Source organism: Mangrovactinospora gilvigrisea (assembly GCF_001879105.1).
Lineage (GTDB): Bacteria > Actinomycetota > Actinomycetes > Streptomycetales > Streptomycetaceae > Mangrovactinospora > Mangrovactinospora gilvigrisea.
In genome coordinates, this window is the sequence record NZ_MLCF01000067.1 from 45670 (window position 1) to 66857 (window position 21188).

Annotated in this window: 20 protein-coding genes; 4 read left to right on the top strand and 16 right to left on the bottom strand. The window is 71.8% G+C overall.

Going from position 1 to position 21188, the window contains the following annotated elements; translation table 11 throughout:
• Nucleotides 1–88 precede the first annotated feature (88 nt).
• Nucleotides 89–1300, bottom strand: a complete 1212-nt coding sequence (locus BIV57_RS13735; protein WP_071657063.1) for a hypothetical protein — start codon at nt 1298–1300, stop codon at nt 89–91.
• A 333-nt stretch (nt 1301–1633) separates the two neighbouring features.
• On the opposite strand from BIV57_RS13735, the gene BIV57_RS13740 reads away from it, so the two are divergent.
• From BIV57_RS13740 to BIV57_RS13750, 3 genes are all read left to right on the top strand, one after another.
• Nucleotides 1634–3259 carry an ADP-ribosylglycohydrolase family protein gene (locus BIV57_RS13740; RefSeq protein WP_071657064.1) on the top strand — a complete coding sequence of 542 codons (1626 nt, stop codon included), beginning with the start codon at nt 1634–1636 and terminating at the stop codon, nt 3257–3259.
• Nucleotides 3260–3342: 83 nt separating this feature from the next.
• Nucleotides 3343–3837, top strand: a complete 495-nt coding sequence (locus tag BIV57_RS13745) for a hypothetical protein (protein WP_071657065.1) — start codon at nt 3343–3345, stop codon at nt 3835–3837.
• A 16-nt stretch (nt 3838–3853) separates the two neighbouring features.
• Nucleotides 3854–4516 (top strand): hypothetical protein, encoded by a 663-nt coding sequence (locus BIV57_RS13750; protein WP_071657066.1) that lies wholly within the window; start codon nt 3854–3856, stop codon nt 4514–4516.
• Between the two features lie 23 nt (nt 4517–4539).
• Here BIV57_RS13750 and BIV57_RS13755 read toward each other — a convergent pair whose 3' ends face one another.
• The 7 genes from BIV57_RS13755 to BIV57_RS13785 all read right to left on the bottom strand — a co-directional run bounded on the left by BIV57_RS13755 (nt 4540) and on the right by BIV57_RS13785 (nt 12764).
• Complete coding sequence (locus BIV57_RS13755) at nt 4540–5094, bottom strand: hypothetical protein (RefSeq protein ID WP_175548753.1); 555 nt, start codon at nt 5092–5094, stop codon at nt 4540–4542.
• A 240-nt stretch (nt 5095–5334) separates the two neighbouring features.
• On the bottom strand, nt 5335–6582 hold the full coding sequence (locus BIV57_RS26430; RefSeq protein ID WP_071657068.1) for a helix-turn-helix domain-containing protein: 1248 nt from the start codon (nt 6580–6582) through the stop codon (nt 5335–5337).
• 61 nt (nt 6583–6643) lie between these two features.
• On the bottom strand, nt 6644–7069 hold the full coding sequence (locus BIV57_RS13765; protein ID WP_071657069.1) for a hypothetical protein: 426 nt from the start codon (nt 7067–7069) through the stop codon (nt 6644–6646).
• A 56-nt stretch (nt 7070–7125) separates the two neighbouring features.
• A complete protein-coding gene (locus tag BIV57_RS13770) occupies nt 7126–7614 on the bottom strand; it encodes a hypothetical protein (protein ID WP_071657070.1) in 489 nt (162 codons plus the stop codon).
• On the bottom strand, nt 7607–9802 hold the full coding sequence (locus BIV57_RS13775; RefSeq protein WP_071657071.1) for a hypothetical protein: 2196 nt from the start codon (nt 9800–9802) through the stop codon (nt 7607–7609). The genes BIV57_RS13770 and BIV57_RS13775 overlap by 8 nt, the downstream gene beginning before the upstream one ends.
• A gap of 8 nt (nt 9803–9810) precedes the next feature.
• Nucleotides 9811–12369: a hypothetical protein gene (locus BIV57_RS13780; RefSeq protein WP_071657072.1), complete on the bottom strand. Its 2559-nt coding sequence runs from the start codon at nt 12367–12369 to the stop codon at nt 9811–9813.
• The gene (locus BIV57_RS13785; RefSeq protein WP_071657073.1) at nt 12369–12764 is read right to left on the bottom strand and encodes a hypothetical protein; all 396 of its coding nucleotides are present in this window, start codon (nt 12762–12764) and stop codon (nt 12369–12371) included. The genes BIV57_RS13780 and BIV57_RS13785 overlap by 1 nt, the downstream gene beginning before the upstream one ends.
• 521 nt (nt 12765–13285) lie before the next feature.
• Here BIV57_RS13785 and BIV57_RS13790 point away from each other — a divergent pair.
• On the top strand, nt 13286–13639 hold the full coding sequence (locus tag BIV57_RS13790) for a hypothetical protein (protein WP_079170307.1): 354 nt from the start codon (nt 13286–13288) through the stop codon (nt 13637–13639).
• 56 nt (nt 13640–13695) lie between these two features.
• On the opposite strand, the gene BIV57_RS13795 is transcribed toward BIV57_RS13790, so the two are convergent.
• The 8 genes from BIV57_RS13795 to BIV57_RS13830 all read right to left on the bottom strand — a co-directional run bounded on the left by BIV57_RS13795 (nt 13696) and on the right by BIV57_RS13830 (nt 21180).
• Complete coding sequence (locus BIV57_RS13795; protein WP_071657075.1) at nt 13696–13986, bottom strand: hypothetical protein; 291 nt, start codon at nt 13984–13986, stop codon at nt 13696–13698.
• A complete protein-coding gene (locus BIV57_RS13800; RefSeq protein ID WP_071657076.1) occupies nt 13979–14272 on the bottom strand; it encodes a hypothetical protein in 294 nt (97 codons plus the stop codon). Before BIV57_RS13800 ends, BIV57_RS13795 begins: the two co-directional genes overlap by 8 nt.
• Nucleotides 14273–14315: 43 nt before the next feature.
• Nucleotides 14316–14705, bottom strand: coding sequence for a hypothetical protein (locus tag BIV57_RS13805; RefSeq protein ID WP_071657077.1), 390 nt, complete (start codon nt 14703–14705; stop codon nt 14316–14318).
• A 319-nt stretch (nt 14706–15024) separates the two neighbouring features.
• Complete coding sequence (locus tag BIV57_RS25180; protein WP_175548754.1) at nt 15025–15189, bottom strand: hypothetical protein; 165 nt, start codon at nt 15187–15189, stop codon at nt 15025–15027.
• Nucleotides 15190–15459: 270 nt separating this feature from the next.
• The gene (locus BIV57_RS13815; RefSeq protein WP_071657079.1) at nt 15460–16566 is read right to left on the bottom strand and encodes a DUF4417 domain-containing protein; all 1107 of its coding nucleotides are present in this window, start codon (nt 16564–16566) and stop codon (nt 15460–15462) included.
• Complete coding sequence (locus tag BIV57_RS13820) at nt 16563–17906, bottom strand: ParB/RepB/Spo0J family partition protein (RefSeq protein WP_071657080.1); 1344 nt, start codon at nt 17904–17906, stop codon at nt 16563–16565. Before BIV57_RS13820 ends, BIV57_RS13815 begins: the two co-directional genes overlap by 4 nt.
• The gene (locus BIV57_RS13825) at nt 17903–18850 is read right to left on the bottom strand and encodes a replication-relaxation family protein (protein ID WP_071657081.1); all 948 of its coding nucleotides are present in this window, start codon (nt 18848–18850) and stop codon (nt 17903–17905) included. Before BIV57_RS13825 ends, BIV57_RS13820 begins: the two co-directional genes overlap by 4 nt.
• Nucleotides 18850–21180, bottom strand: a complete 2331-nt coding sequence (locus tag BIV57_RS13830; RefSeq protein WP_071657082.1) for a type IV secretory system conjugative DNA transfer family protein — start codon at nt 21178–21180, stop codon at nt 18850–18852. Before BIV57_RS13830 ends, BIV57_RS13825 begins: the two co-directional genes overlap by 1 nt.
• Nucleotides 21181–21188: the final 8 nt, after the last annotated feature.

The window sequence follows — 21188 nt, forward strand, 5'->3', positions numbered from 1 at the left end:
GGGAGGCGGGCGGTCGCTCGACGCCGCCGACCCTGGGGTCCCGCTGCACGCGGGCGGCCGCGCAGGCGGCCTGCGCGCGGCGGGCGGGCTATCGCGGTGGGTGGGCCGGGAGCTTGACGAGGTTGACCGGGCCGCGTGAGACCCGGACCGGGCGCCCCTTGGGGCCGTTGACGTGCTTGGTGACGGTGACGTCGGCGTGCGTGCAGCCGCCGGTTGCGTGGGCCCGGGGGTTGAGGCACTTGTTCTGGCGGTAGGGGGGCACCGTCCACCGCTCCTCGGGCGTGGAGGCGGTTCGCCGCGCCGCGGTGGGCTGGTGGTCGGCCTCGGTGTCGACTGCCGGGGTGCGCGGCCGGTAGGTGCCCACCCGCACGTCCCCGTCACCGGTGATCCCGGCCCGCCGGTCGCGCTTGCGCTCGGCGCGATCGCGCTGCACGACGGCGGTCTCCACCTGCGCCTCGGAGCCGTCCCGGGTCATCAGCTCCCACAGGCGGTAGACGGTGCGGGTCCACATGCCGGTGGTGCCGGTCGGCGTTCCGGCCGGAGGAAACGGCAAACCCAGCGGCATGATCGTCTCGTTGTCCCACACCAGCCGGGGGCTCCCGGGGGCAGAGAGCTCGCGGACCAAAGCGCCTGCGGTGGTGGGTTGCCCTGAGGAGTCCAGTACGAGCGTGCCGGGGTCCATCGCCCGAAAGGCGGCGGTGCAGTCGGTGTAGAAGGTCAACCAGATGCCGCGGAATCCGGGCGGGAGCAGCAAGGTGCCGCCGACGGTGTTCGTCGACCACCGCACCCTGCTGTCGGCCGGGTCGGCCTGCCACAGCCCCCAGGAGACCGCGACGATCGGGGCGCGCAGCGGCGACCCACTGAAGGGGTTGTTCATCGGATAGGTGCCGATCGGGGTCTGAAAGACCATCAGGCCGTTGGGGGAGACCGGCCGGTCTGCGGTGATCACCTCCTCGGGGGGTGTGGCCGCGGCGGCGACGGCGGCCGCCGTGGTCTTGGCATCCACCAGGTACAGCCGCGCATCGGCCAGCCGCTCCGCCTCCTGGGCGCCCAGCACGGCGGCGGAGGCGAGGTCAGGGTTCGCCGCTCCGGCCACCAGCGGGTTGACCGAGTTCTGCCCGAGCGAGATCGCGGTCGCCAGGGGAATCCGGGCCTCCTCGGCGCGCTGGTACTCCTCCATGCGCTGCCGTAGTTCGACCAGCTCGCGCGGGGTGGGAGGAGTCCACAGGCAGGCGTCCGAGGCGGTCTCGGCGCGAGCGCCGGAGCCGACCTGGTGGGCGGGAGAGAAGGACTCGGGCATGCGGATGCACTCCTGACGGACGATCAGGCGGATTGCGGGCGTGCGGGCAGCGGCCCAGCAACGACAGGGGCCGGGACGCGGAACCTCCGGCGCCCCAACGATTAAACGAAACAATACAGCTGTGAACCTCGTGATGGCAAGAGGTGCATGTTCGACACACCCGATCGCAGCCTCATGTGATCGCCAAATCTCCAGCTCATGACGGCATTTGAAGCGGCTCGGCTCTGCGGCTCGGCGGAACGCCATTGACGAAGAAGTGCCATTATGGCAATCTCAAGTCTCGTCGGGGCCGCCGAACGGCCCGCCAACCCCCGCCCAATCCCAGGAGCTCCCATGCCCTCCACCAGCCCCCGCACGCCCGAAGCGCCCCTCAGCCCCGCCCAGACGGACCGGGCCGGCGGTGTCCTACTGGGTGCCGCCGCCGGTGACGCCCTCGGTGTGCCCTACGAGTTCGCACCCGCCCTCCGACCCCACCAGCAGCCGCAGATGGTGGGCGGGGGACTGGGCCCCTACGCCCCCGGCGAGTACAGCGACGACACCCAGATGCACGCCGTCATCGCCAAGACGACCGCGCGCGGCGTCGACCCGCGCACCGCCCTGGACGAGATCGCCCTGGGCTTCCACGCCTGGCAGCAGCACGGCGCCACCGACATCGGCGCCCAGACCAGCGCCGTTTTGACCGGCGCCCGCCGCCGCTCCGACCACCGGCGCCAGCCGGCCCGCGCCTTGATCGCGCACGCCATCGACCACACCCACCGCACCTCCCGCGCCGCAGGGAACGGCTCGCTGATGCGCACCGGCATCCTCGGCCTCACCCACCTGAACGACCCGGCCGCCACCGCGCGCACGGCGATCGCGGTCAGCAGCCTCACCCACCCCGACCCCGACTGCGTCGCCGCATGCATCCTGTGGAGCGAAGGCGTCCGGCAGGCCGTGCTCACCGGTTCCTTCCGCGGTGTGCGCGACGGCCTGGCGCTGCTGTCGCCGGAGCAGGCCCGCATCTGGAGCGCCCGGCTGGATGAGGCCGAAGGCCGCCCGCCGCACGCCTTCACCCCCAACGGCTGGGTCGTCACCGCACTGCAGGCCGCGTGGTCGGCCATCACCCGCACCCCGATCCCCCGCCACGACCCCGCCGCTGGCACCTTCCCCGCCCAGCACCTCCAGCAGGCCCTGGAGGCCGCCGTCCGCGCCGGGAACGACACCGACACCGTCGCCGCCATCGCCGGAATGCTGCTCGGCGCCCGCTGGGGCGCCTCGGCCGTCCCGCTCGCCTGGCAGCGCACCGTGCACGGCTGGCCGGGCCTTCGCGCCGCCGACCTCACGCGCATGGCCGTGCTGACCGCCCAGGGCGGCTGGGACGACAACTGCGGCTGGCCCACCGCCCGCCGCCTCGCCCCGGCCCCGTCCGAGCGGCAGCCCTGGACGGCAGCCCTGCCCGCCGACCCCGGGCTCGTGCTCGGCAACCTGGCCGCCACCTCCATGGACGGCCTCTCCGTCGATGCGGTGGTCTCCCTGTGCCGGGTCGGTACCGGCCCGATCCTCCCCAACTCCCCGAACGCCGAGCACATCCCGGTCTGGCTCACCGACCGGCCCGGCGCCGACGCCCACCCCGCCTACGTCCTGGACCAGGCCGCCCGCACCGTAAAGGCGCTGCGCCGCGAGGGCAAGCGGGTGCTGCTGCACTGCGCCGCCGGGCGCAGCCGCACCGCTGCCGTCGCCGCCCGCTACCTCGTCCTGACCGCCGAATTGACGCCCGATCAGGCCCTGGCCCAGGTCCGGGCCACCGTCCCCGTGCCGCTGCTGTTGCACCACAACCGCGACCTGTACGGCGCGCTGTTCCACCTGTCCGGGCACACGCCTCCGCTCCTGACCCAGGCCCTGCCCGCGCTCCCTACCCCAGCCGCGCGCCGCCGCCGGGTCTCCCGGCCCTCCTGGCTGCGCCGAACCACCGCCCGCTGACCCGCCCCCCTTCCAGCCCGGCGTCCGGCCGCTGCCCCAACCCAGCGGCCGGACGCCGCCCACCGCCGTCACAAGGAGCCACCGTGCCCACCACCAGCCCGACACCGATCGAGGCCATGCTCCGCCCGGTCACCGAAGCGGTCGAAAAGCAGCTCCCGTTCATGGCCATCGCCGAGCAGGAGATCGAGACCGCCTGCGCCCACGCGCCGGACGAGACGACCGCGAAGCGCCTGTGGAAGTCCTTCACACTGCTGCGCCCCATCGCAGGGCTGGAGCAGCCGCTGCTCTACCGAGTCCACTGCCGCGAGATCCTGGCCCGCTTGGCGACCGGGTGCGCGACTCACCCGGCCACCGACGCCGAGATCATGTCCGTCGTCGTCGCCGTCAGCAAGCAGGTACCGCTCCGAGCCTCCGCGATGTGCCTGCTCTTCCGGCTCGCCGAGCGCAGCGCGCCCGAGATCGCCGCCATCTGCAGCCAAGCCATGGACCTCGCGGCCTACGAGTCCGTCCACGGCTCCGAGGCCGATGCGCTGGAGGAGGACGCCCGCCGGCGCCTCAACCAGCCGTGGCGCGGCTGAGCGGACGCCATCCGCCGTGCGCTACCTGGCCACACCCTCCGGCCCCGAGGCCCGCGCCGCGATGAGCGCGGGCCTGCTGGGGTGCATGACCACCCCCGCCCAGGGCAACCGCATCCCCGAAGGCGCCCTCTACGCCTGCGACAACGGCAAGTTCGGCAAAGGCTGGCCCGGAGCGGACGCGTGGATGGCGTGGCTCGCCGCCACGGTCGACCACTACGGCGCCGAGCGCTGCCTGTGGGCCGTCGCCCCGGACGTCCCCATGGACGCCGAAGCCACCCTCGCCGAGTCGATCCCCTGGCTCGCACCGATCCGCGCCCTCGGCATCCCCGTGGCCTTCGCCGCCCAGGACGGCTCGGAAGCCGACGGCCTGATCCCCTGGGACGAGATCGACGTGCTCTTCCTGGCCGGTAGCACCGAGTGGAAGACCAGCCCTGCGGCATGGCATCTCGCGCACACGGCCAAGTCGTTGGGCCTCGCAGTCCACATAGGCCGCGTCAACAGCCTCCGCCGCATGCGCCTGGCCGAAGGATTCGGCTGCGACACCGTCGACGGCACGTTCCTGGCCTACGGCCCCGACACCAACCTCCCCCGTCTGCGGTCCTGGCTACACGCCCTCGACACGCAGCCGTCCCTGTTCGCGTCGCCACGGCCACAGAAGTCGCGCGAACGCCACGCGTAGGCGCCCAGACGGGGCGGCCCATCTCACATGTGTGTGTTCGCGGGGCGTCCGAGCGGCTGCAGCACGTCTACCATCCACTTCGGCTCCAGTCGGCGGCGCCGGTCGGACCAGTGCGCCATCGCAAGAGCTTCCTTCAAGATCAGACAGGCAGCGTCCGGGTCGCTGGCCGTCGCGACGAGATCCGGAACACGCTCAAGGACGTGCGGCCACAGCGCTGGGCCATGACTGTACTTCGCCTCGTCGACAGTGCAGGCCAGGACGGGAGTGGGGCGTTGCAGACCCGCGCGCAGCGTCCGACGGATCTCCTGCTGCGCACCCTTGCAGCAGCCCAGCACCAGCACGCGAGCGCCCAACTGGGGTATCGGCGTGTCCCTCCAACCCAGACCAACCCACCCGGGCTGCACCCAGCTGTGCGCATCGACCAGCAGAAAGGGACGCGGTGCTCGGAAAGCGGCCGCGAACGTATCCGGATCATCCGTCGACAGCTCTGTCACCGCGTACGGCTTGGCATCGAGGACTTTCCGCATCGCGTCGACGATGGGGCCGTTGATCTTGTCGCGTGCCGGGAAGAGGACCAACGGCCTGCCGACGGCCTCATTCCTGACAGCTCCCTCATCCGCCACACTGCGCGGCTGCCCGCTTCGGGTCGCTGTGTTCCCCACGCCCATTACCCCCGCTCAGGACACCAAGTCGCCGACTAAAGCCGGTTTGCTGATCCACCGTCATTTGATGCACGCTGGGCAAACCTTACCCGGGAGCAACCCTGAGCGATCCGGCGCCGCGGCCGCGGCGTCCGAAGCCACGACGCCAAGCCTCTCCTAGTCGGTGTGTCCTCGCCGCGGGCCACGCGGCCGCGAGCGTACGTGCCTCGCCACCGTCGACCAGGACCACATCGGGTCGATGACCGGCGGGGCCAGACCATCACCCGGAACGCGGTCAGGCGGCGGGATCTGACGGCGGCTCTGGTAGCTGCGCATGGTGTGGTAGCGGACCGGTTCAGCGCCCCAGGCCTCGCCCAACACCCGGCCGAACTCCAGCAGGTCCATCAGGACGCCGGCATCGCGATCAGGCAGGGCCGGAAGCCCGCTGCCGGCGACCGCCGGCCGGTGCTCGCGCACCCACGCCTCGACGTCCGCGCCCGGGTAGGTGGGTGAGGGGCGGCCGCGGCCGCGCCGTATGCCGTCGGGGGGCGGGAACTCGGGGTCGGCTGTCCAGGTCTGGACGCGCCGCAGGTCGACGCCGAGGTGCTCGGCGAGCTGCCGGGTCGTGACGCTTCCTTCCAGCCGGCGTGGTTGAGCGTGTGGCTCGACGGGCTGCGCGGCCGCGGAAGCGTCGTGGCCGGCGGCGTCCGCGCTGGCGGTGGCGGGTTCGACGGTCGGGGCGGGGGGCCGGGTTCCGGCAGTTTCGGCCGCGCGCGGCCGGTGGCGGCGCACCCAGGCATCGACCGCGTCGACCGGGTAGTACAGCGTGCGCGAGGACAGGGCACGCTGGGGCTGCGGCCAGTCCTCGGCCTGGGACCAGCCGTGCACCGTCTTGGGGCTGACGCCGTACCAGGCCGCCGTCGCGGCCACGGTGGTCAGTCCCGGGGGCAGGTCCGCGGTCGCTGGTGCCGGCGCCGGGTCGGATCCGGACCTGGATGTGTCGCGGAGCGCGGACGTCTGCGCCGCCTGGTGAGCGGTCAGGACTGCTGCAGAGGTGGTGGTGAAGGCCCGGGCCAGGGCGTCGGCGACCGGCGGGGCCAATCGTTTGGTCGACCCGGACTCGGCCATGCCGTAGCCGCGGCGGGTCAACCCCGCCGCGTCGGCGGCCTCCTGCTGGCTCAGGCCGGCCCGCGCCCGAAGGTCGGCGAGGGTGGGCGTGGGCCGGGTGCCGCCGGAGGTGAGCCGGGCCGGGTCCACGTCCAGCGCGTCCGCCAAGCGGGCCAGGCTGGCGCCATGGGGGGTCCGCTCCCCGCCTTCGTAGGCGCGGATCGCGCGGGCCTGCACGCCCGAGGCCGCGGCGAGCTGGGGGATCGTCAGGCCGTGCTGCTCGCGCAGCGTGCGCAGCGACGCGGCGACCTGGGACATGGCGGACTCACCTTCGACAGCGGACAGTGCAGACATTAACGCAATTATGTATCACGAAACCTTAGACTGCAACGGGGGCGGCGAGCCGGTCGAGGAGGCCCTGGGCCCGCTGGAACGCGACGGCCTTGTGTCCATAGGAGGGCCACCGCAGATGCATGAACTCGTGTGCCAGCACCTGGTCGGCCTCGCCGCAGGTGGGCACCAGTGCAAGGTTGACCGCCAGCAGCGGGACCGGCCGGCGCTGCTCCACCGGCCCCCAGTACACCTGGGCCGCGCAATTGTCGGCGAACGTGATGCCCGTGGCCGCCGCGTAGGCCTGCAGATCCACCATCAGTTCACAGTCCCGCTCGGCCACGTCGACGAAGTGCGCGACGCGTTGGCGCAGCCAGGGAAAGCCCAAAGGCAGGCGGGCCTGACTGGGGCTCAGCGGGCTGCGCAGTGCCCGGGTACGGGCCGTGGTGAGCGGGTGGCCGCGCAGCTGGCTCATGTCGGTCTCCTCAAGGTGTCACGGCGGGGCAGGGGCGGGATGGTGGGCAAGCAGGATCATGCGTAGCTTCCGTGCCAGGAGTCGGCGTCCAGCGCGGCCAGGGCCCGGCGTTCGGCTGCGGTGAGGCGGAAGGTGAAGCGGTCCCAGCGCTGGAGGCGGGCCAGTTCTTCGCCGGCGGCCGGTCCCACCGTGGCGACCTGTCCGGAGCGCAGGTGGAGCACGACGGTGTCGTCGACCACCTCGCCGGTGTCCCAGCCGAGGGATCGGCGTCGGACCAGGGAGAGGTTGAACACCGGCCCGTCCTTGAGTGTTTCGCTGCCGCCGAGCAGGGGCCGGATCCAGATCAGGTGGGGGTCCTCGTCATCGATGCGGTGGTGGCGGGCCAGGGCGGCGCGGAAGACCTCGGTGCCGTCCGGTTCGGCGACCGACATCTGGGCGCCGGCGTCGACCGGGTCGCCGCTGGCCGCGTGGTCGCCGGCGATCAGGACGGCCAGGCGCTCGAGCCAGGGCGGCCGGCCGGTGGTGGATGCGGTGGGGTCAGGCAAGGCGGAGAACCTCCTCGACGGGGCGGCTGCCCAGGTGTGTGATGCCGCGGTCGGCGAACTGGGCGAGGAGCTTGTCGCGTTCGCTCGCAGCGGAGCACATGATGCGGCTGGGGGCCTCGGCACCGAGCAGGTCGATGCCGTCGCGGAACATGATCTCGTTGCCGCTGTGGTGGTGCTGCGCGATCTGCAGCGGGTCCCGGGTCATGCCGTGGAGGGCCTTCGCCTTGCCCGGGCTGATGCCGTAGTTGTCCTCGTCGTAGGCGTAGTAGTCCGAGCGGCGCAGCAGCACGCTGGGATCGTCCCACACCAGCCGCCCCGCACCCAGGTGGGCGGGGGAGTGGCTGATGCGCAGGAAGACGCTGTTGGCGCCGCCGCTGTACTTGTCGCTCTGCTCCGACATGCCCACCTCGGTCTGGATCCCCATCGTGGCGCGGCGTTCGGTGGAGGCCAGTACCCCGGTCTTGAACAGGTCCGCGATGCCCAGCCCGCCGACGTCATGGAACAAGGCCTTGCCGGCGAACGCCTTCTGGAACGGCGCGGGATTGTGGGCGACGTCGAACCGAGACCAGGTCAGCCATCGGCCGGAGAGGTTTGGTGTGGGCTGGTAACCGGGGCTCGCCGCCAACTGCTGCCCGCTGCCGTGGCCGGTCGCCACCGCGACCGCCTCGCGCAGCACCTGCACCCGCTGCGGCAGGGAGCGGTGTGCCGCCTCCAGGTGGATGCGCTTGACCTCCTGGTGCAGCGTGTCCCCGTCCAAGCCGATCAGGCTGTCGGCCCGGGACTGGATCAGTTCCTGCACATGCATGTCCTCCAGACCCTGGGTGGTGGCGAACGCCTGGGCCATGCCGGGGGCGTCGCGCAGGTCCTGGGCGGTGACGTTGTTGGTCAGATAGGTCCACTCGCCCTCGGCGGCCGTCATGGGCTTGTTGATGAGGTTCAGCTGCTCCAGGCGGCCGACGAGCTCCTTGCCGTGGCCGGCACCGGGCGGGGCGTGCACCTCCAGCTGGCCGCGCATGCTGAACTCCGTGGTGCTCACGTCGTTGCCGCTGTAGGGGCGGTAGACCGCGCTCCATCCCTCACCCAGATCGATCGCGTACTCGGTGCCGTTCGCCGAGGAGCGCGCTTGGCCGTCCCAGCAGGCGTCGCCGCTCTCGGCCGACAGTTCGGCGTTGATGCGGCTGGCCTGCCGCTGCTGCGCGGCCAAGGTGTCCTCGGGAGCCGGTCCGGGGACCTGTTTGACGACCATCTGGGTGGTCTCGGTGGTGTAGGGGAAGAAGTGCGGCAGCGGCGCGCCCCCGGAGGCGATCTTCGCGCCGATCAGATCGACCTGGTCCTTGTAGTACTGGGCCATGGCCTGGTCCTGCTCGCTCAGCCCGGGGGTGTCCAGCACCGCTTGCACAGCTTTGGCCGCCTCCTGGTGCTTTTCCAGCGTGGACTGGGAGGCCGGGAGGCCGTAGTCGAGTTTGTGCTGCAGCGAGCTGGTGGCGGCCGTGACCTTCTCCGCCAACTGGTGCTGCTCGTCGAGCGGCACACGGGCCTGCACGGTCTCCTCGACCTCCGCCTCGACCATCTGGGGCACCGCCAGCGACTCCAGGAGCCGGCTCTCGGACTCCTCGTTGACGTGGGCCAGCAGCACCTCACGAGGGCCGTCGGGAGCGGCGTAGGCCATCAAGGTCGCCTGAGCGTTCACGAAGTCCGCCCCGCCCACCAGGATGGGAACCCCCGTCGGTGACCCGGCCGGCGGGGCATCGGGCACCGGCGTCAGCGGCGGATCCTGGTGATCCTCGGCCTCCTGCGTGCCCATCTCGGCTGCGGTCTCCGCAGGTGCGGACTCCTCGCCCAGATCGGGCGAAGCAGCTTCCTGCTCGGGCGGGTCAGGCTCTTCCAGCAGCTGCTCGAGGTCGGACAGCCCGGCAGGTTCGCCCTCATCCGTCTCACCCGCAGCCGCGTTGGCTCCTTCCAGGTCCGTCCCGCCGTCGCCCCCGCCGTCTGCTTCGGGGGCCGCCAGACCCGCCTCCGCCGCCGGCGCCGCGGCGGCCTCTGCTGCCGTCTCCTCGACGGCGTTGTCGAGGAGCCCAGGCTCGGTCAGCGCGTCGGCCGGCACGCCAGACGGCGGCGCGAGCGCCGGGGCGAGCGCGGTGGGGCTGATACCGTAGGCGCTGTGCGTGGTCTTGCCGTTGGTGCCCATGGCCTCCCCTAACCTCCGTACTTCAGCGACGCCGCGTGCGGCATCTGCAGCTCATCGACGTAGAAGGCCGCGAACTCCTGCCGCAGGCTGTTCTTCCGCTCCACCGCACAATCCAGGAAGGCCTCCGCGATCTGCTTCGAGGTCACCGTCGACTGGGCGATCTTGTGCTGCTTGGCGGCACGCGCCCGCATGGCCGGCACCCAGGCGGCGTTGCTGCCCGGCTTGGCGCCCTCATGGGCGGCGGTGTGCAGCACCGCGCGCACCTGGGCGTCCGGGATCTCCTCGAAGGACTTGATGACCGGGTGGGCGACGGCGGGGTTGACCTTCACCCCGGGAGCCAACTGGCCGTTGAGCGAGGCGTAATACAGCTTGTGGTGCAGCGGGTCCAGCGAACCCCCGCCCGAAGGGGCGTAGCCGAGCGCGAGCTTGTCACTGCCAGCGTGCTTGAACGCCTGGCCACGATCCACCCGCACGATCGCCCCACCTGGGGTCAGGAGCATGTTCGCGGCGTGCCCGTCGTGGTCGCCCACCAGATGGCTGGCGACGTGGTCGCGGACGATCGCATCGACCTGCGCCTGCGACCAACTGCCGGGCTTGGACGGGAACGGGGTAGCGCCAATCAGCAGCGGCTGGACGGTGCCGCTCTGCCCGCCGACCTCCTTGGCGTAGACGGGAACGACCGGAGTGCCGCCGAGCGAGAGCAGATGCGAGGCCGCGGCCTCGGCGCGCGCGGTCACTCCGCCGTGGTGATCGGACTTGAACAGCCACTTCGACCCGTCGGGCGCGGTGTGCAGGCTCTTGCCGTAGGTGCCGCCCAGGTGCGCGGCAGTGCCGGCATCGAGCGGCATGGCCTCGACCGCGGCGGTGTCGATCCGCGCTGGAACCTCCTTGGCGGCGGCCTTCGCATGCCCCAGGCTGGCCACCATCGCCTGGACTCTGGCCTGGAAGGAACCTGGCGGCGCCGGCTTGACCGGAGCCTTCAATGCCGGCTTCGCGGCCGGCACGGATGCCGGCGAGGAGACCGGTGCCGCTGCACCCGTGGCAGCCGGCGGCTGGCTCGGCGCGGCCGCGGAGGTCTTGCCGAGCATCTTCGCCGCGTTCTTCTTCGCGGCCGCAGACGCCTGAGCACCCGCGATGGCCGCGGCGGGGTCGATGTGCGGGTTGAAGTGGCTGGCCAGATAGTTCTGCACATGGGCCCGCGAGGCGTGCTGGGTGTCCGGCATCCCCATCTCGGCCGCGAGCGCACGAAGGTCCGACAGCTTCTGCGCCTTGCCCCACGCCTTGAACTCCACCGTCAGGGCCGCCGGATCGCCGAGCGCCTCCAGCGGAGCCAGACCGCCGGCGGAACCGAGTGACTTCGACGCCCACGGCAGCACGTGCTGCTGCAGTGGCCCGACGGTGCTGGCGGCCTCGAGCCATCCGGCTACCGTGGCTGTGGCCTCGGGGCCCGAGGCCAGATCGGGGAGGGCCAGGGGTGCGCTGCCGTCTTCCTTGCCGGCCTGGACGGCCGCAGTGGCCGCGGCCAGCTTGTCCAGGTCCTGTTGACGCTGCGCGGCGATCTCGGCGTAGGCCTCCGCTTCCTTCCCGGTCCCGCTCATCAGCGCCGTCAGTTGATACGGCGTCAGGGTGTTGAGCTCCGCCTCCGAGATCTCGCCGGCCTCCAGCGCGGCATCGGCCAGCGGCTTGACCGACGCCGGCGTCGCCCCTGCTGCCAGCGCATGATGGGTGACCATTTTCTTGCCCGCCTGGAGGCTCTCCAGTTCGAGGAGCCCCGGGCAGTGGGCGCTTGCCAAGGTGGCGTCGGCATCCAGGAGCGCCTTCAGCTGCTCCGGTGTGGTGGCCTCGCTGGCGGCGACGACGGCCTGCTGGGCCGCCTCATGCGCCTTGAGTGCCTGATCGACCTGGGCGACGCTCGCCGTCCAGGTGCCCTCGGGCGTTCCCACGGGGGGCGTCGTGCCTTCGAGTGTGTGGAGGTCGGCGAGTGTCATCCCGGCGACTGTCTGGCCGGCGACCAGTTGGTCGTAGCGGGTCAGGGCCGCCGCCTGGATCTTGTTCTTCGACGTGATGCCGGCGTCGTAGTACGGGTCCAGCCAGTGCACCAGCGGATGCTGGCCCGTGCCCGACAGGCCCACCAGCGCGGGGTGTTCGAAGCCCCGAGCGGCGGCGATCTCCCGCAGCTGGTCCGGGGTCAGCGTCGAGAGGTAGGCCAGTGAGGTCGCGCGCAGCTGGTCCAGGTGCGCCTGCACCACCTCGGGGGGAGCGCCGTCGGCCGCCATCTTCTCGATGGCTTCGCGCGCGGCCGCAATCTGCGCGGCGAACGCCTCGAACTGCTCGAGTGGGTCCTCGGGCACCTCCGGGTAGCCGCCGAGCGCGCCCTCACCGCCGGAGGCGATCGTCTCCAGGTCCTCCAGTGCCTGCGCCAGATCGGCCGGCACGCTCTCTTCAAGTACGGGGCCGGCCTCATCGGGCTGCGGCGAACCCGGCCCCGCGGAGGCATCGACGCTGTCCGAGCTGCTGCTGGGCTCGATGCTGTACGCGGCGTGGCTGGTCTTGCCGTTGGTGCCCATCACTCTCCAGGCCGCGGCGGCAGCGACGGGATCACCTCGGCCAGGAGCTCGTCGAGAACGAGCTCGGCGGCGTGCCGAAGGTCCAGGGATCCTTCCGGGACGGCAGCCTCGGCGACCTGGCAGACCCCATCCTCGCGGTCCCAGACGGCCACCTGCTCCAGGCTGACGCGCCCGGCCAGCCGCTCGCGCCACGGGGCCGCGGCCTTGTGGGTCTCGGGAACCCACACCACGACCTGGGCGGGATCGGCGCCGGCGGCGGTGTCGATGGCCAGGACGGCCACCGGGTCGATGGCCAGGCCGATGGCGGGGTGCCAGACGGTCAGGACCCGGATGGTCCACGTGCTGTGGTCGACGGGGGCGCCGGCGCTCGGTGTCGGCGAGAGGGGAGTAGTCATGTCAGTCAGTTCTCCTTCGTTGCTCTTCGTCCTCTACAGGTGTCGGGAAGGGTGGCTGTGTGACACCGCGGTGCCCACAAATTTCTCCGGCGCGGGCCACGGCCCCCGCGGTTGCGGTCGGGACGCGGCGGAGCGCTGCTAGGAGGAGTCGCTACGCTATTAGCGAAACATTACAGCAGTAAATCCTAAGCGGCAAGGAGGCGGTGCCCCGGACGCCCGAGCTCGAGAGCAGAGCTGATGACTGGTCAGTGTCGATGGGCAGTAACGCAGCGGCGGAGTGAATCGCCCGCCTTCGCGCCTCCGGAAACCCGGCCGTACAGCCCCAGAGACCAGCGCGAAGCCGCCAAGTGCGGCCTGAGCAACGCCGTGTACTGGGGCTTTCCCCCAGCGGCAAGGGTCTCGCTCCGGCCGCATGGCACCGCCGATGCTTTGGCGTGTTCCGGATGCACGTACATCACGAGGAGGCGGCCGCCATGCGCGGAGGATGGAAGACCAGGATCGGGGCCGTTGCCGTTGCCGTTGTGGCAGCGAGTGGAATCGCCGTCACCGCGGCAGCGCCCGCGAGCGCTGCGAGCGCCTGCACCAAGGGCGCGAACAACCGGTGGTGGTGCTACAACACCTACGGCGCCGAGGTCGTCGGCTACGACTCCAACTACATGCCCACGCCGTCGGCGCACGAGGGCAACATGTACTCCACCCACAGCTGGTTCCTCTGCCGCATCGACAGCGGCCCGTACGTCGGCGGACCGCACCCGCACCGCTGGCTGTGGACCCAGGGCGACACCTCCACCAAGCACGACGGGTGGGGCTGGGTACGCGACACCGCCATCTCCAGCGAGACCAACTCCCTGCCCGACTGCGGCCTCGGCTCGTAACCGCAGCACAACCCGGCGGGCGCGTGCCGGCACTACACTCCGTCCGCGCCCGCCGCTCAGATCAGCTGGATCCGGGTGAGCACGACGTGCGGCTCATCGGCATCCGCCATGATCACGTACTCGGCGACACCCAGCGCGCCGTCCTTGCCGATGCCCACCCGCCGCATCGCCGGCCACTCGGGATCGGCGGTGGCCTCCGGCAGCTCCCCGCGCAGTTCGTTGATGCGTACGGTCAATGCGATCACCTCGCTGAACAGCTGAGGCGGCACGCTCGGATCCGTGAGGATCTGCTGGACCTGCTTGGAGGGAATGCACGGCCAGCCCTCGTCGTCGATCCCGTCACTCAACAGGAAGCCCGAGCGCGCGCCGCTTGGCGATGACCTCGTCCCAGCTGGAGAGCGGGAGCGTGCCGTTGTCGACCTGGGCGCGGATGGCGTCGCGGGCGGGGTCGGTGTCCAGCATGGCCTCGGCCCACCAGCGGCGCACCACCGCCGGCGCGGTCTCGGCGGTGGCCAGACCCAGCTCGCGGTAGAAAGCCATGCGGCGGGCACCGGACAGCGCCTGGGCGATCCCGTCGACGGTGCGCGGAACCCGGTCGGCGCCGGTTGACGGCTCCAGCGGCTGTGCGGTCACTGCGGTGCTCCTCGTGCTGCCGAGCGGTGGAAAAGACCTGCCTCTACCGTAGCGGCCGCCGGCCCGCTCGGGATGCGACAGCACGAGAGCGAACCGCGCTGGCCCTTGCGGCGGATCTCAGCTGCGGCGGACATGCCGCTCCCAGCGTGCGGACTGTTCGTTCCAGATCACGCTGACCGTCTCGCTTCGGCGCCGCACCCAGGGCCTCCAGGTCGGTCTCGAGCAGGGCGCGCAGCGCGGCGTCGGGGACGTGGTCGGGCAGTTCGAAGTGAGCCTGTTCACCGTCCGCGTGCTCGACCCGGAGCCGCAGCCCGCCCGGGCCGGGATGGGTCTTGCGGTGCAGCAGCTCACGCGCCTTGTCGTAGGTCGTGGTGGCCGCGCGAGTGGCCAGGGCCTGTAGGAAGGGCCCCAGGGTCACCCCGGCGAGGAACATGCCTACCACGTCGACCGCCGGGGCTGGCGCTACCGGCACGGGTTGGGGCTCGCGAGGTCGCCTCATAGTCATCAGCCTCAGCGTCTCCGACGGTGCGATCCCGGGCCGATCCGGCCGGTGTCCAGGGCCAGCACCATCCACAACGTGGGCGGGCGTGGTAGGGCGGATCGCGCTCCAGCAGCCGCGCCGACGCGGCTGCTTCACGACGCGTCTACCCTCGCGGCTCCGACCGGGCACGTCGCCATCGCCCCAACGCCAGCAAAGGGGGCGGCGCGCGGCAGTGGTTGACCGGCCGTCCAGCCTGGTCCGCAGTTTCCGCTCACACGGCTCGGTCTGTGAGGAGGCGAAAGACGTTGGCCACGAGAGAGTCGAGCTGGTCGCCGAAGGCCACTGCTGAGCTGATGGCGGGTGCGGGCAGGGTGCCTGAGTCGTCGATGCCGGCGAAGTAGTCCACGTCGGCCCAGCCGCCTCGGAACAGCACCACGGACAGCTCCCTCCCAAGGCCTGTGAGGACGATTCCGACGGAGTCGGCATCCACGACTGCTGCCCGATCCAGCTTCAGATGCTGTGGCCACTCCTGGGTAGACTCCTCCGTCGTTCCACCTCAAGGACGGCTTCATCAAGATCGATAACTCGCTCCATGGGCTGATCATGCCGGAGAGACCGTCTATCGGTTCGGAGTTGGCTGGCATGAGAGCAGACCCAGGAACCCCCACATGGCCCGGCTATCGAAACGGGCAGTTGAACGACAAGCTCAGCGTGCGGGCAGCAAGGAGGCCATGTAGCGCACGGTCGCGGCGAACGCGTCGGGGATACGGGCGTGGATGTCCTCTCGCCCGTCCGGAGTCATGACCGCGCCGTGCAGGGCGTACTGGTGGGCGTTTTGGCTGACGACGGTCAGGCGGGTGCCGAACAGGGCGACGGCCTGGCTGATCCGCTCCGGGCGGGACAGGCCGGTCAGCACCACCGGCATGCTGGCGGGGAGGTTCTCTGCGAGCCAGCACAGCCCCGGCAGCGCCCAGGACTCCCAATTGGTGTTCTCCCGGACCGTCTGGAGGTTGACCGCGACCGCCGGCGGCGGCGCGTCGGCGATCCACTCGGTGTAGCGGACCAAGTCCTCCAGCCGGAACCAGTACAGGTTGGGCACGGCCATCACCCCGGCGTCGGCGAGTTCCTGGCAGATCAGCAGGCAGCGGCGCATGTTCAACAGGTGCTCGGCGCGCGGCCAGTTGCCGTAGACGGAGAAGTTGGGTGCCAGCACCACATCCCACTGCTGGGCGGCGATCTGCTCGATCAGGCGGTCGCGGCGCCGCCGGGTCCACAACGCCTCCACGAGCGGATCCTGGCCGTAGCCGACCAGGACGGCCTTCTGGCCGGCGTTCAGAGCCAGCACGTCGCGGGCGCTGCGGTCGGCGAAGCGCGGCAGGAGGGTGTGGGTGGTCTGGCTGAAGACGCGGCGCAGTCCGATCCCGTAGGCCGGCCACCGCAGGTCGCGGTCCAGCTCGGTGACCGCGGCGCCGTCGGTCATCGGAATGAACGAGGGCAGGGCCGGCAGCGTGCCGTCGATGGCGATGTCGTCGAAGGCCAGGGTGCCTTTGACGTCCGCCATCCAGGCGGCGATGTCGGTGCGCGAGCCGCAGCGGATCGGGCAGCTGGTGCAGGCTCCGCGCGGTGCGGCGCCCTCGGTGGCGGCGCAGCCGCAGTAGGAGCAGTCGGAGTTGGTGCCCGAGCACAGCGGCTCGACGGTGGCCGGCCCGCCGCGGCCGTCGGGGCCAGCCCAGAAAGCGCAGCGGGTGCAGTCGCACCCGCGGCCGGGAAGCGGGGCGCCGACGCCGGGCATGGGCAGGGGGATGGTGGTCATGCGGCTGGGAGCCCTTCGCGTTCGGGGGTGTCGGCGAGCGCGCTGTGCAGCTCGCGCACGGCCAGGTTGAGGGAGCCGCGGTCGTAACGGTCCAGGTGGCGGCCCGCGCGCAGCTGCGCGGCCAAGGCCTTGATCGCCTCCAGGGCGGCCTGCACGTGCGCGGCGTCGACGGCCTCGGTGACGTTGGTGGGTGGTTGCTCGCAGGAGGCGGGGCCGGCCGGGTCCGTGGAGCGCGCACTGCCGGCGGCGGTCTGCGGCCGAGCCGGGTGCGGGGAGGAATCCGCTGCGTGGTCGGGCTCGGGGGCCGGCTCCCGGTCGTCGCCGGCCGGCACCGGATCGTCGCGGCCCCTGTCGTCCTGGCTCTGGTCGGCCCGGCCGCCGCGGACGAGCTTGGCACGGCGGGCGGCGTTGGCCTGCTCCTGGCGGGCCTCGGCCTCCTGCACAACCTCGGCGGGCTCCATGCCGGGCTCCTGCAGCCCGACGGTCACCGCGATCGGCAGCAGCTCCAGGCGGCGGGAGTCCTTCAGCGCCGACCAGATCTCCGCAGCAGCCTCGGCCCGGCCCTGCTGCAGCCGGGCGAACCGGATGCGCGTGTTGAGGCGGATCGCCGCCTCGTCCATCTCCAGCGTCAACTCCCGCGGCAGCGCCGCGAAGGCGCGCACCAGCTCGGTGGCGCGCCGCTCGTCCAGCTGCAGACCCAGGCGAGTCAAGACCTCCGGCCACGGCGCGGCCAACTCCCGGTCGGTACCGCGGATCTTCTCCAGCGCATGGAACCGCTCGATCGGGTCGGCGATCGCATACACCTCGCGGGGGACCGGCCGTCCGGCCCTAAGCAGCTTGCCGACCAGCAGCGCGCACCGCTGGAACATCAGCGCGGCCGCCTGCTCGCCCGGCTTGAGCGGTTCGCGGGCAAGGTTTTCCACCAGCTGCCAGACCCGCCGCTCCTCCTCCGACAGCGGCCCCGGGCACACCACTGCCGGCACGGTCTGAAAGTGCGGGCTGTCGGTGTGCACCGCACCCCAGCGCATCGCCCGCAACCGCCGCTCGCCGGCCACCAGCCGCATCTGCGGCTCACGGCCCTCGCGGACGATCTCCTCCGCGAGCACCGGCTGCAGCAGGCCGACCTCGCCGATGGAAGAGATCAGATCCGCCAGGTCCGCGGGCGCGGTGGCATCGCCGGGCAGCCTGGGCTGCACCTCGGTGTGCACGGCGCCGGCGCCGCGCATCGGCAGCATCTCGAACCGGCGGTGCCGCAGCTTGTCGTAGCGCTGCATGACCTCGGCCAGGTGCACCATGCTGGCGCTGCCCGAGGCCTGGAGCGTTTCCGGGGGCGCACTCATCCGCCCTCCCCACCGGTCAGGAACAGGTCGCGCGCGGTGGTGTCGCTGCGCAGCAGCGGCGTGAAGATGGGCGCCCACGGGCCGGCGTCCTGAAGCCTGGTCAACGTGGTGGCCCCGATGAGCAGGTTCGGGGCCAGGCGCGCCAGCCGCGGCTGGGCGGCGGCCAGCGCAGCCAGGTCGCGGATCCGCCGCTCCAGGACCGGCTCGGCGGCGCCGGTGAAGACGACGACCAGCCGGGGGAAGGCGGGGTAGCGGTAGCGCCAGGCGGGCCGGGTGGAGGCCGCCGAGCGGCGCGGCCGGTCGCCGTAGCTGGGCACGTACTCGAAGTACCGGCCGTAGGCGTCGAGTTTCTCCGCGAGCCGGTGGGTGGCCATCGTGGCCCGGTCCAGCTCCAGGCACACCGTCAGCAGGCTGCGCCGACCCGAGGGCGCGATGTGGGTGCAGCGCAGCACCGCGTCGCTGATGACGTGGTCGCTGGCGAAGCGGGCCCGGCCATCGCGCAAGCGGTGGGCGACCTCGGGCACCCAGTCCAGGCTGCCGCACTCGTGCCCGAGACGGCGCGCATGGGTGGCGAAGGCGACCCCTGTGTCGTTGACGGCCAAGGTGTGCTGCTGCCGCGGGCCGCTGGCGGACTCCACGGTGACCTGGTGGGCGCGCTGCGCCTGCTCGGGTCCGCAGCCCAGCTCCGCGCCGGACTCGGTCAGAAACCACACGTACGGACGGGACTTGAGCGGGCCCGAACCGTGCGCCCGCACCGCATCGATCAACCCCGCATCCCGCAGCTCCGCCAGGATCCGGGGGACGTACGACCCTTTGCCGCGATGCGGAAAGAGCAGCGTCGACAGCTGCCGGGTGGTCATCATGCGGTGCTGGTAGAGCAGTTGCAGGGTGCCGGAGGCGAACTCCGAAAGCGAGGGCGCGAAGGCGGGCGGGGACGTGGTCATCAGGCCACCACCGAAGCGCCGGGGCCGTCGTCATCGGGCTTGTCCAAGGACACGCTGCGCCCGCTGGCCCGCATGGGAGCGGACTCGCCGGTCGTGGCATCGCCCTCGGCGGGCGGCGTGGTGTCCTCCTTGCCGGTCAGGAAGTCTGTGATGCGCTGGTCCAGGGTCTCCAACTGCTCCAGCGTGTCGCCGATCTTCTGGCGGCGAAGCTTACGGTCCACCGCCGCGTCCAGCGCCGGCAGGCCGTCGGGGTTGTGCTGGGCGGCGAACAGCTGCTCCAGGCTCCCTCCGTGGATCTTGAACGGTGCCGAGCGGCGCCCGTTCAGATCGAGGGTCACCAGGTAGCTGTAGCGCTCGATGCGGGTGAGGGTGTCGGCCGTGACCTCCTTGCCCATCCGCTTGACCACGGCGCTGGCCTCGTCGATGTCGGCCGCGGTCGAGATCAGCAGCGAGGAGTTCTGCAGCAGGGCCTGGCGGGTCGGCCCGCTCAGGCGCTGCAGCATCTGGGTCGCGGCCACCATCTTGACCTTGTACTTGCGCAACTGCTCGGTGATAGCTGCCAGAAAGCCCTTGCTCGCCCCGTCCAGGGCCGTCAACTCGTCCATGAACGTCCAGAACTCCTGGCGCTGCTCGGGCGCGAGGTTGCGGCGCGAGAGGCCGGCGCGCAGCACCTCGTACGTCAGCAGGCAGGTGACGATCCGGTCGCGGTCTCCGCCGCCCTCGGGGCACACGAACACCACTCGGCCCTCGTCCATCGCCCGGCGCACATCGAAGGCGGAGCGGGAGGAGCCCAGGAACGCCCGCAGCGCGATCGAGGAGTCCAGCCGCTCCAGGAAGTTGGTCACGACCGGCACGGCCTCGGTGGCGTAGCGGGGGAAGGACTTGGTCCAAAACTCCTGGAGGGTCCGCGGCAGCAGCGGCAGGACCTGCTCGCGCCATTCCTCGTCGTGCAGCAGGGTCCGCAGCTGGAACAGCGTCGGCATCAGGTCCGGCCGGCCCTCGCCGTTGACGTGGTGGCCCAGGTAGGCGAGGGTCTGCACCGCGCGGGTCAGGATGGACTTGGCCCGCCCGGCGCCGTCGCCCCACGACATGGCGGAGGCGACCGCCGAGACGATGTAGTCGGTGACGTCGGGGATCTCCCGCTCGGTGCGGCCCTCCATCGACAGCGGGTTCCAGGCGGTGGCGGTCGCCTCCGCGTCATGGACCGTCAGATCGATGACCCACAGCCGGCTCTGGATGTGCGGGTGGGCCAGATAGGGGCGGGCCCGCGCATAGGCGTCGCGGTGCGGGTCGACGAACAGCTCCCCGTGCCCGGCATGCGCCAGCGCGAGGGCCTGGACCAGGGCCAGTTCGGTCTTGCCGAAACCGGACTTGCCCAGCAGCATCCCGAACAGCACATCGGAGATCGGCGCGCCGACCAGCCGCCACCCTCCGCCGGATTCCTGCACCCAGCCCAGCGGCAGCAGATCGGCCTGCCCGGTGTAGGTGGGCAGCCCGACCGGCGCCGGGGGTACCTCGCCGCCGGAGCGGACGATGTTCGGGGCGGCGTTGTGGATCGTCGGCGGCTTGAGCAGCCCCATGATCTCCGGTCCGGTCACCCACCGGTCCCGGCGGGGGCGAAACGCCCCTGTTTCGCGGCGCCGATCGAAGGAGCGGCGGTGCCAGGGGGCATCCGCGCCCGCCAGCCGCGGGAAGCGGTCGCCGAGCGGCGCCAGGTAGTTCTGGTCCGCCCACGCCGACAGCGCTCCTTGCAGCTGACCGACCAGCATCTGGGCCCGGTCGGGATCGGGGGAAGCGGCGTACAGCAGGAGCTGGACACTGAAGACCGGCCCGACGCCGGGGACGAACTTGCCGACGGCGGCGCGCAGATCACTGCCCTTGGCCGTGCGGCGGCCGCGGGGCGCCGGCTGGCCGCGCAGGGCGGCGCTGGCCTCCGCGAGCACGCCCTCGAAGCGGCCGCCGCCGACCGGACCGTCCGAGCCGATCATCCCGGTTCCGGCGCCTCGGCGGGCGGAGGCGGCCAGGCGCCGGCGTCGGCTGCGCACCCGGCCCTCGCTGACCGGCACCAGGTCCAGGAGCAACTCGGCGCGCTCACCGTCCTCGTGACGCACCGAGGCCAGCGCCCGGGCGATGCCCTCCAGGGGGTCCGGCGAGAGGGGGACGGCACGCAGCGGAAGGTGGTCCGCCCGGGCCAGCGCCACCTCAGCGCGCGCTTCGAACAGCAGGGGAGCGGGATCGCCAGCGGGCTCGGCGGCGGTGAGCTGCGGGTCGGGGACCGCCGGGAAGGAGAGGGTCGGCGGCTCGTCGGCGGGGCGCAGGGTGATGGACATGAGGGCCT

Coding starts and splice junctions, on each gene's coding strand:
- BIV57_RS13775 (WP_071657071.1), bottom strand. CDS start 9,802: ATGGGCACCAACGGCAAGACCACGCACAGCGCCTACGGTATCAGCCCC.
- BIV57_RS13735 (WP_071657063.1), bottom strand. CDS start 1,300: ATGCCCGAGTCCTTCTCTCCCGCCCACCAGGTCGGCTCCGGCGCTCGC.
- BIV57_RS26430 (WP_071657068.1), bottom strand. CDS start 6,582: ATGTCCCAGGTCGCCGCGTCGCTGCGCACGCTGCGCGAGCAGCACGGC.
- BIV57_RS13820 (WP_071657080.1), bottom strand. CDS start 17,906: ATGAGTGCGCCCCCGGAAACGCTCCAGGCCTCGGGCAGCGCCAGCATG.
- BIV57_RS13830 (WP_071657082.1), bottom strand. CDS start 21,180: ATGTCCATCACCCTGCGCCCCGCCGACGAGCCGCCGACCCTCTCCTTC.
- BIV57_RS13805 (WP_071657077.1), bottom strand. CDS start 14,705: ATGTTCCTCGCCGGGGTGACCCTGGGGCCCTTCCTACAGGCCCTGGCC.
- BIV57_RS13785 (WP_071657073.1), bottom strand. CDS start 12,764: ATGACTACTCCCCTCTCGCCGACACCGAGCGCCGGCGCCCCCGTCGAC.
- BIV57_RS13765 (WP_071657069.1), bottom strand. CDS start 7,069: ATGAGCCAGCTGCGCGGCCACCCGCTCACCACGGCCCGTACCCGGGCA.
- BIV57_RS13780 (WP_071657072.1), bottom strand. CDS start 12,369: ATGGGCACCAACGGCAAGACCAGCCACGCCGCGTACAGCATCGAGCCC.
- BIV57_RS13815 (WP_071657079.1), bottom strand. CDS start 16,566: ATGACCACCATCCCCCTGCCCATGCCCGGCGTCGGCGCCCCGCTTCCC.
- BIV57_RS13740 (WP_071657064.1), top strand. CDS start 1,634: ATGCCCTCCACCAGCCCCCGCACGCCCGAAGCGCCCCTCAGCCCCGCC.
- BIV57_RS13825 (WP_071657081.1), bottom strand. CDS start 18,850: ATGACCACGTCCCCGCCCGCCTTCGCGCCCTCGCTTTCGGAGTTCGCC.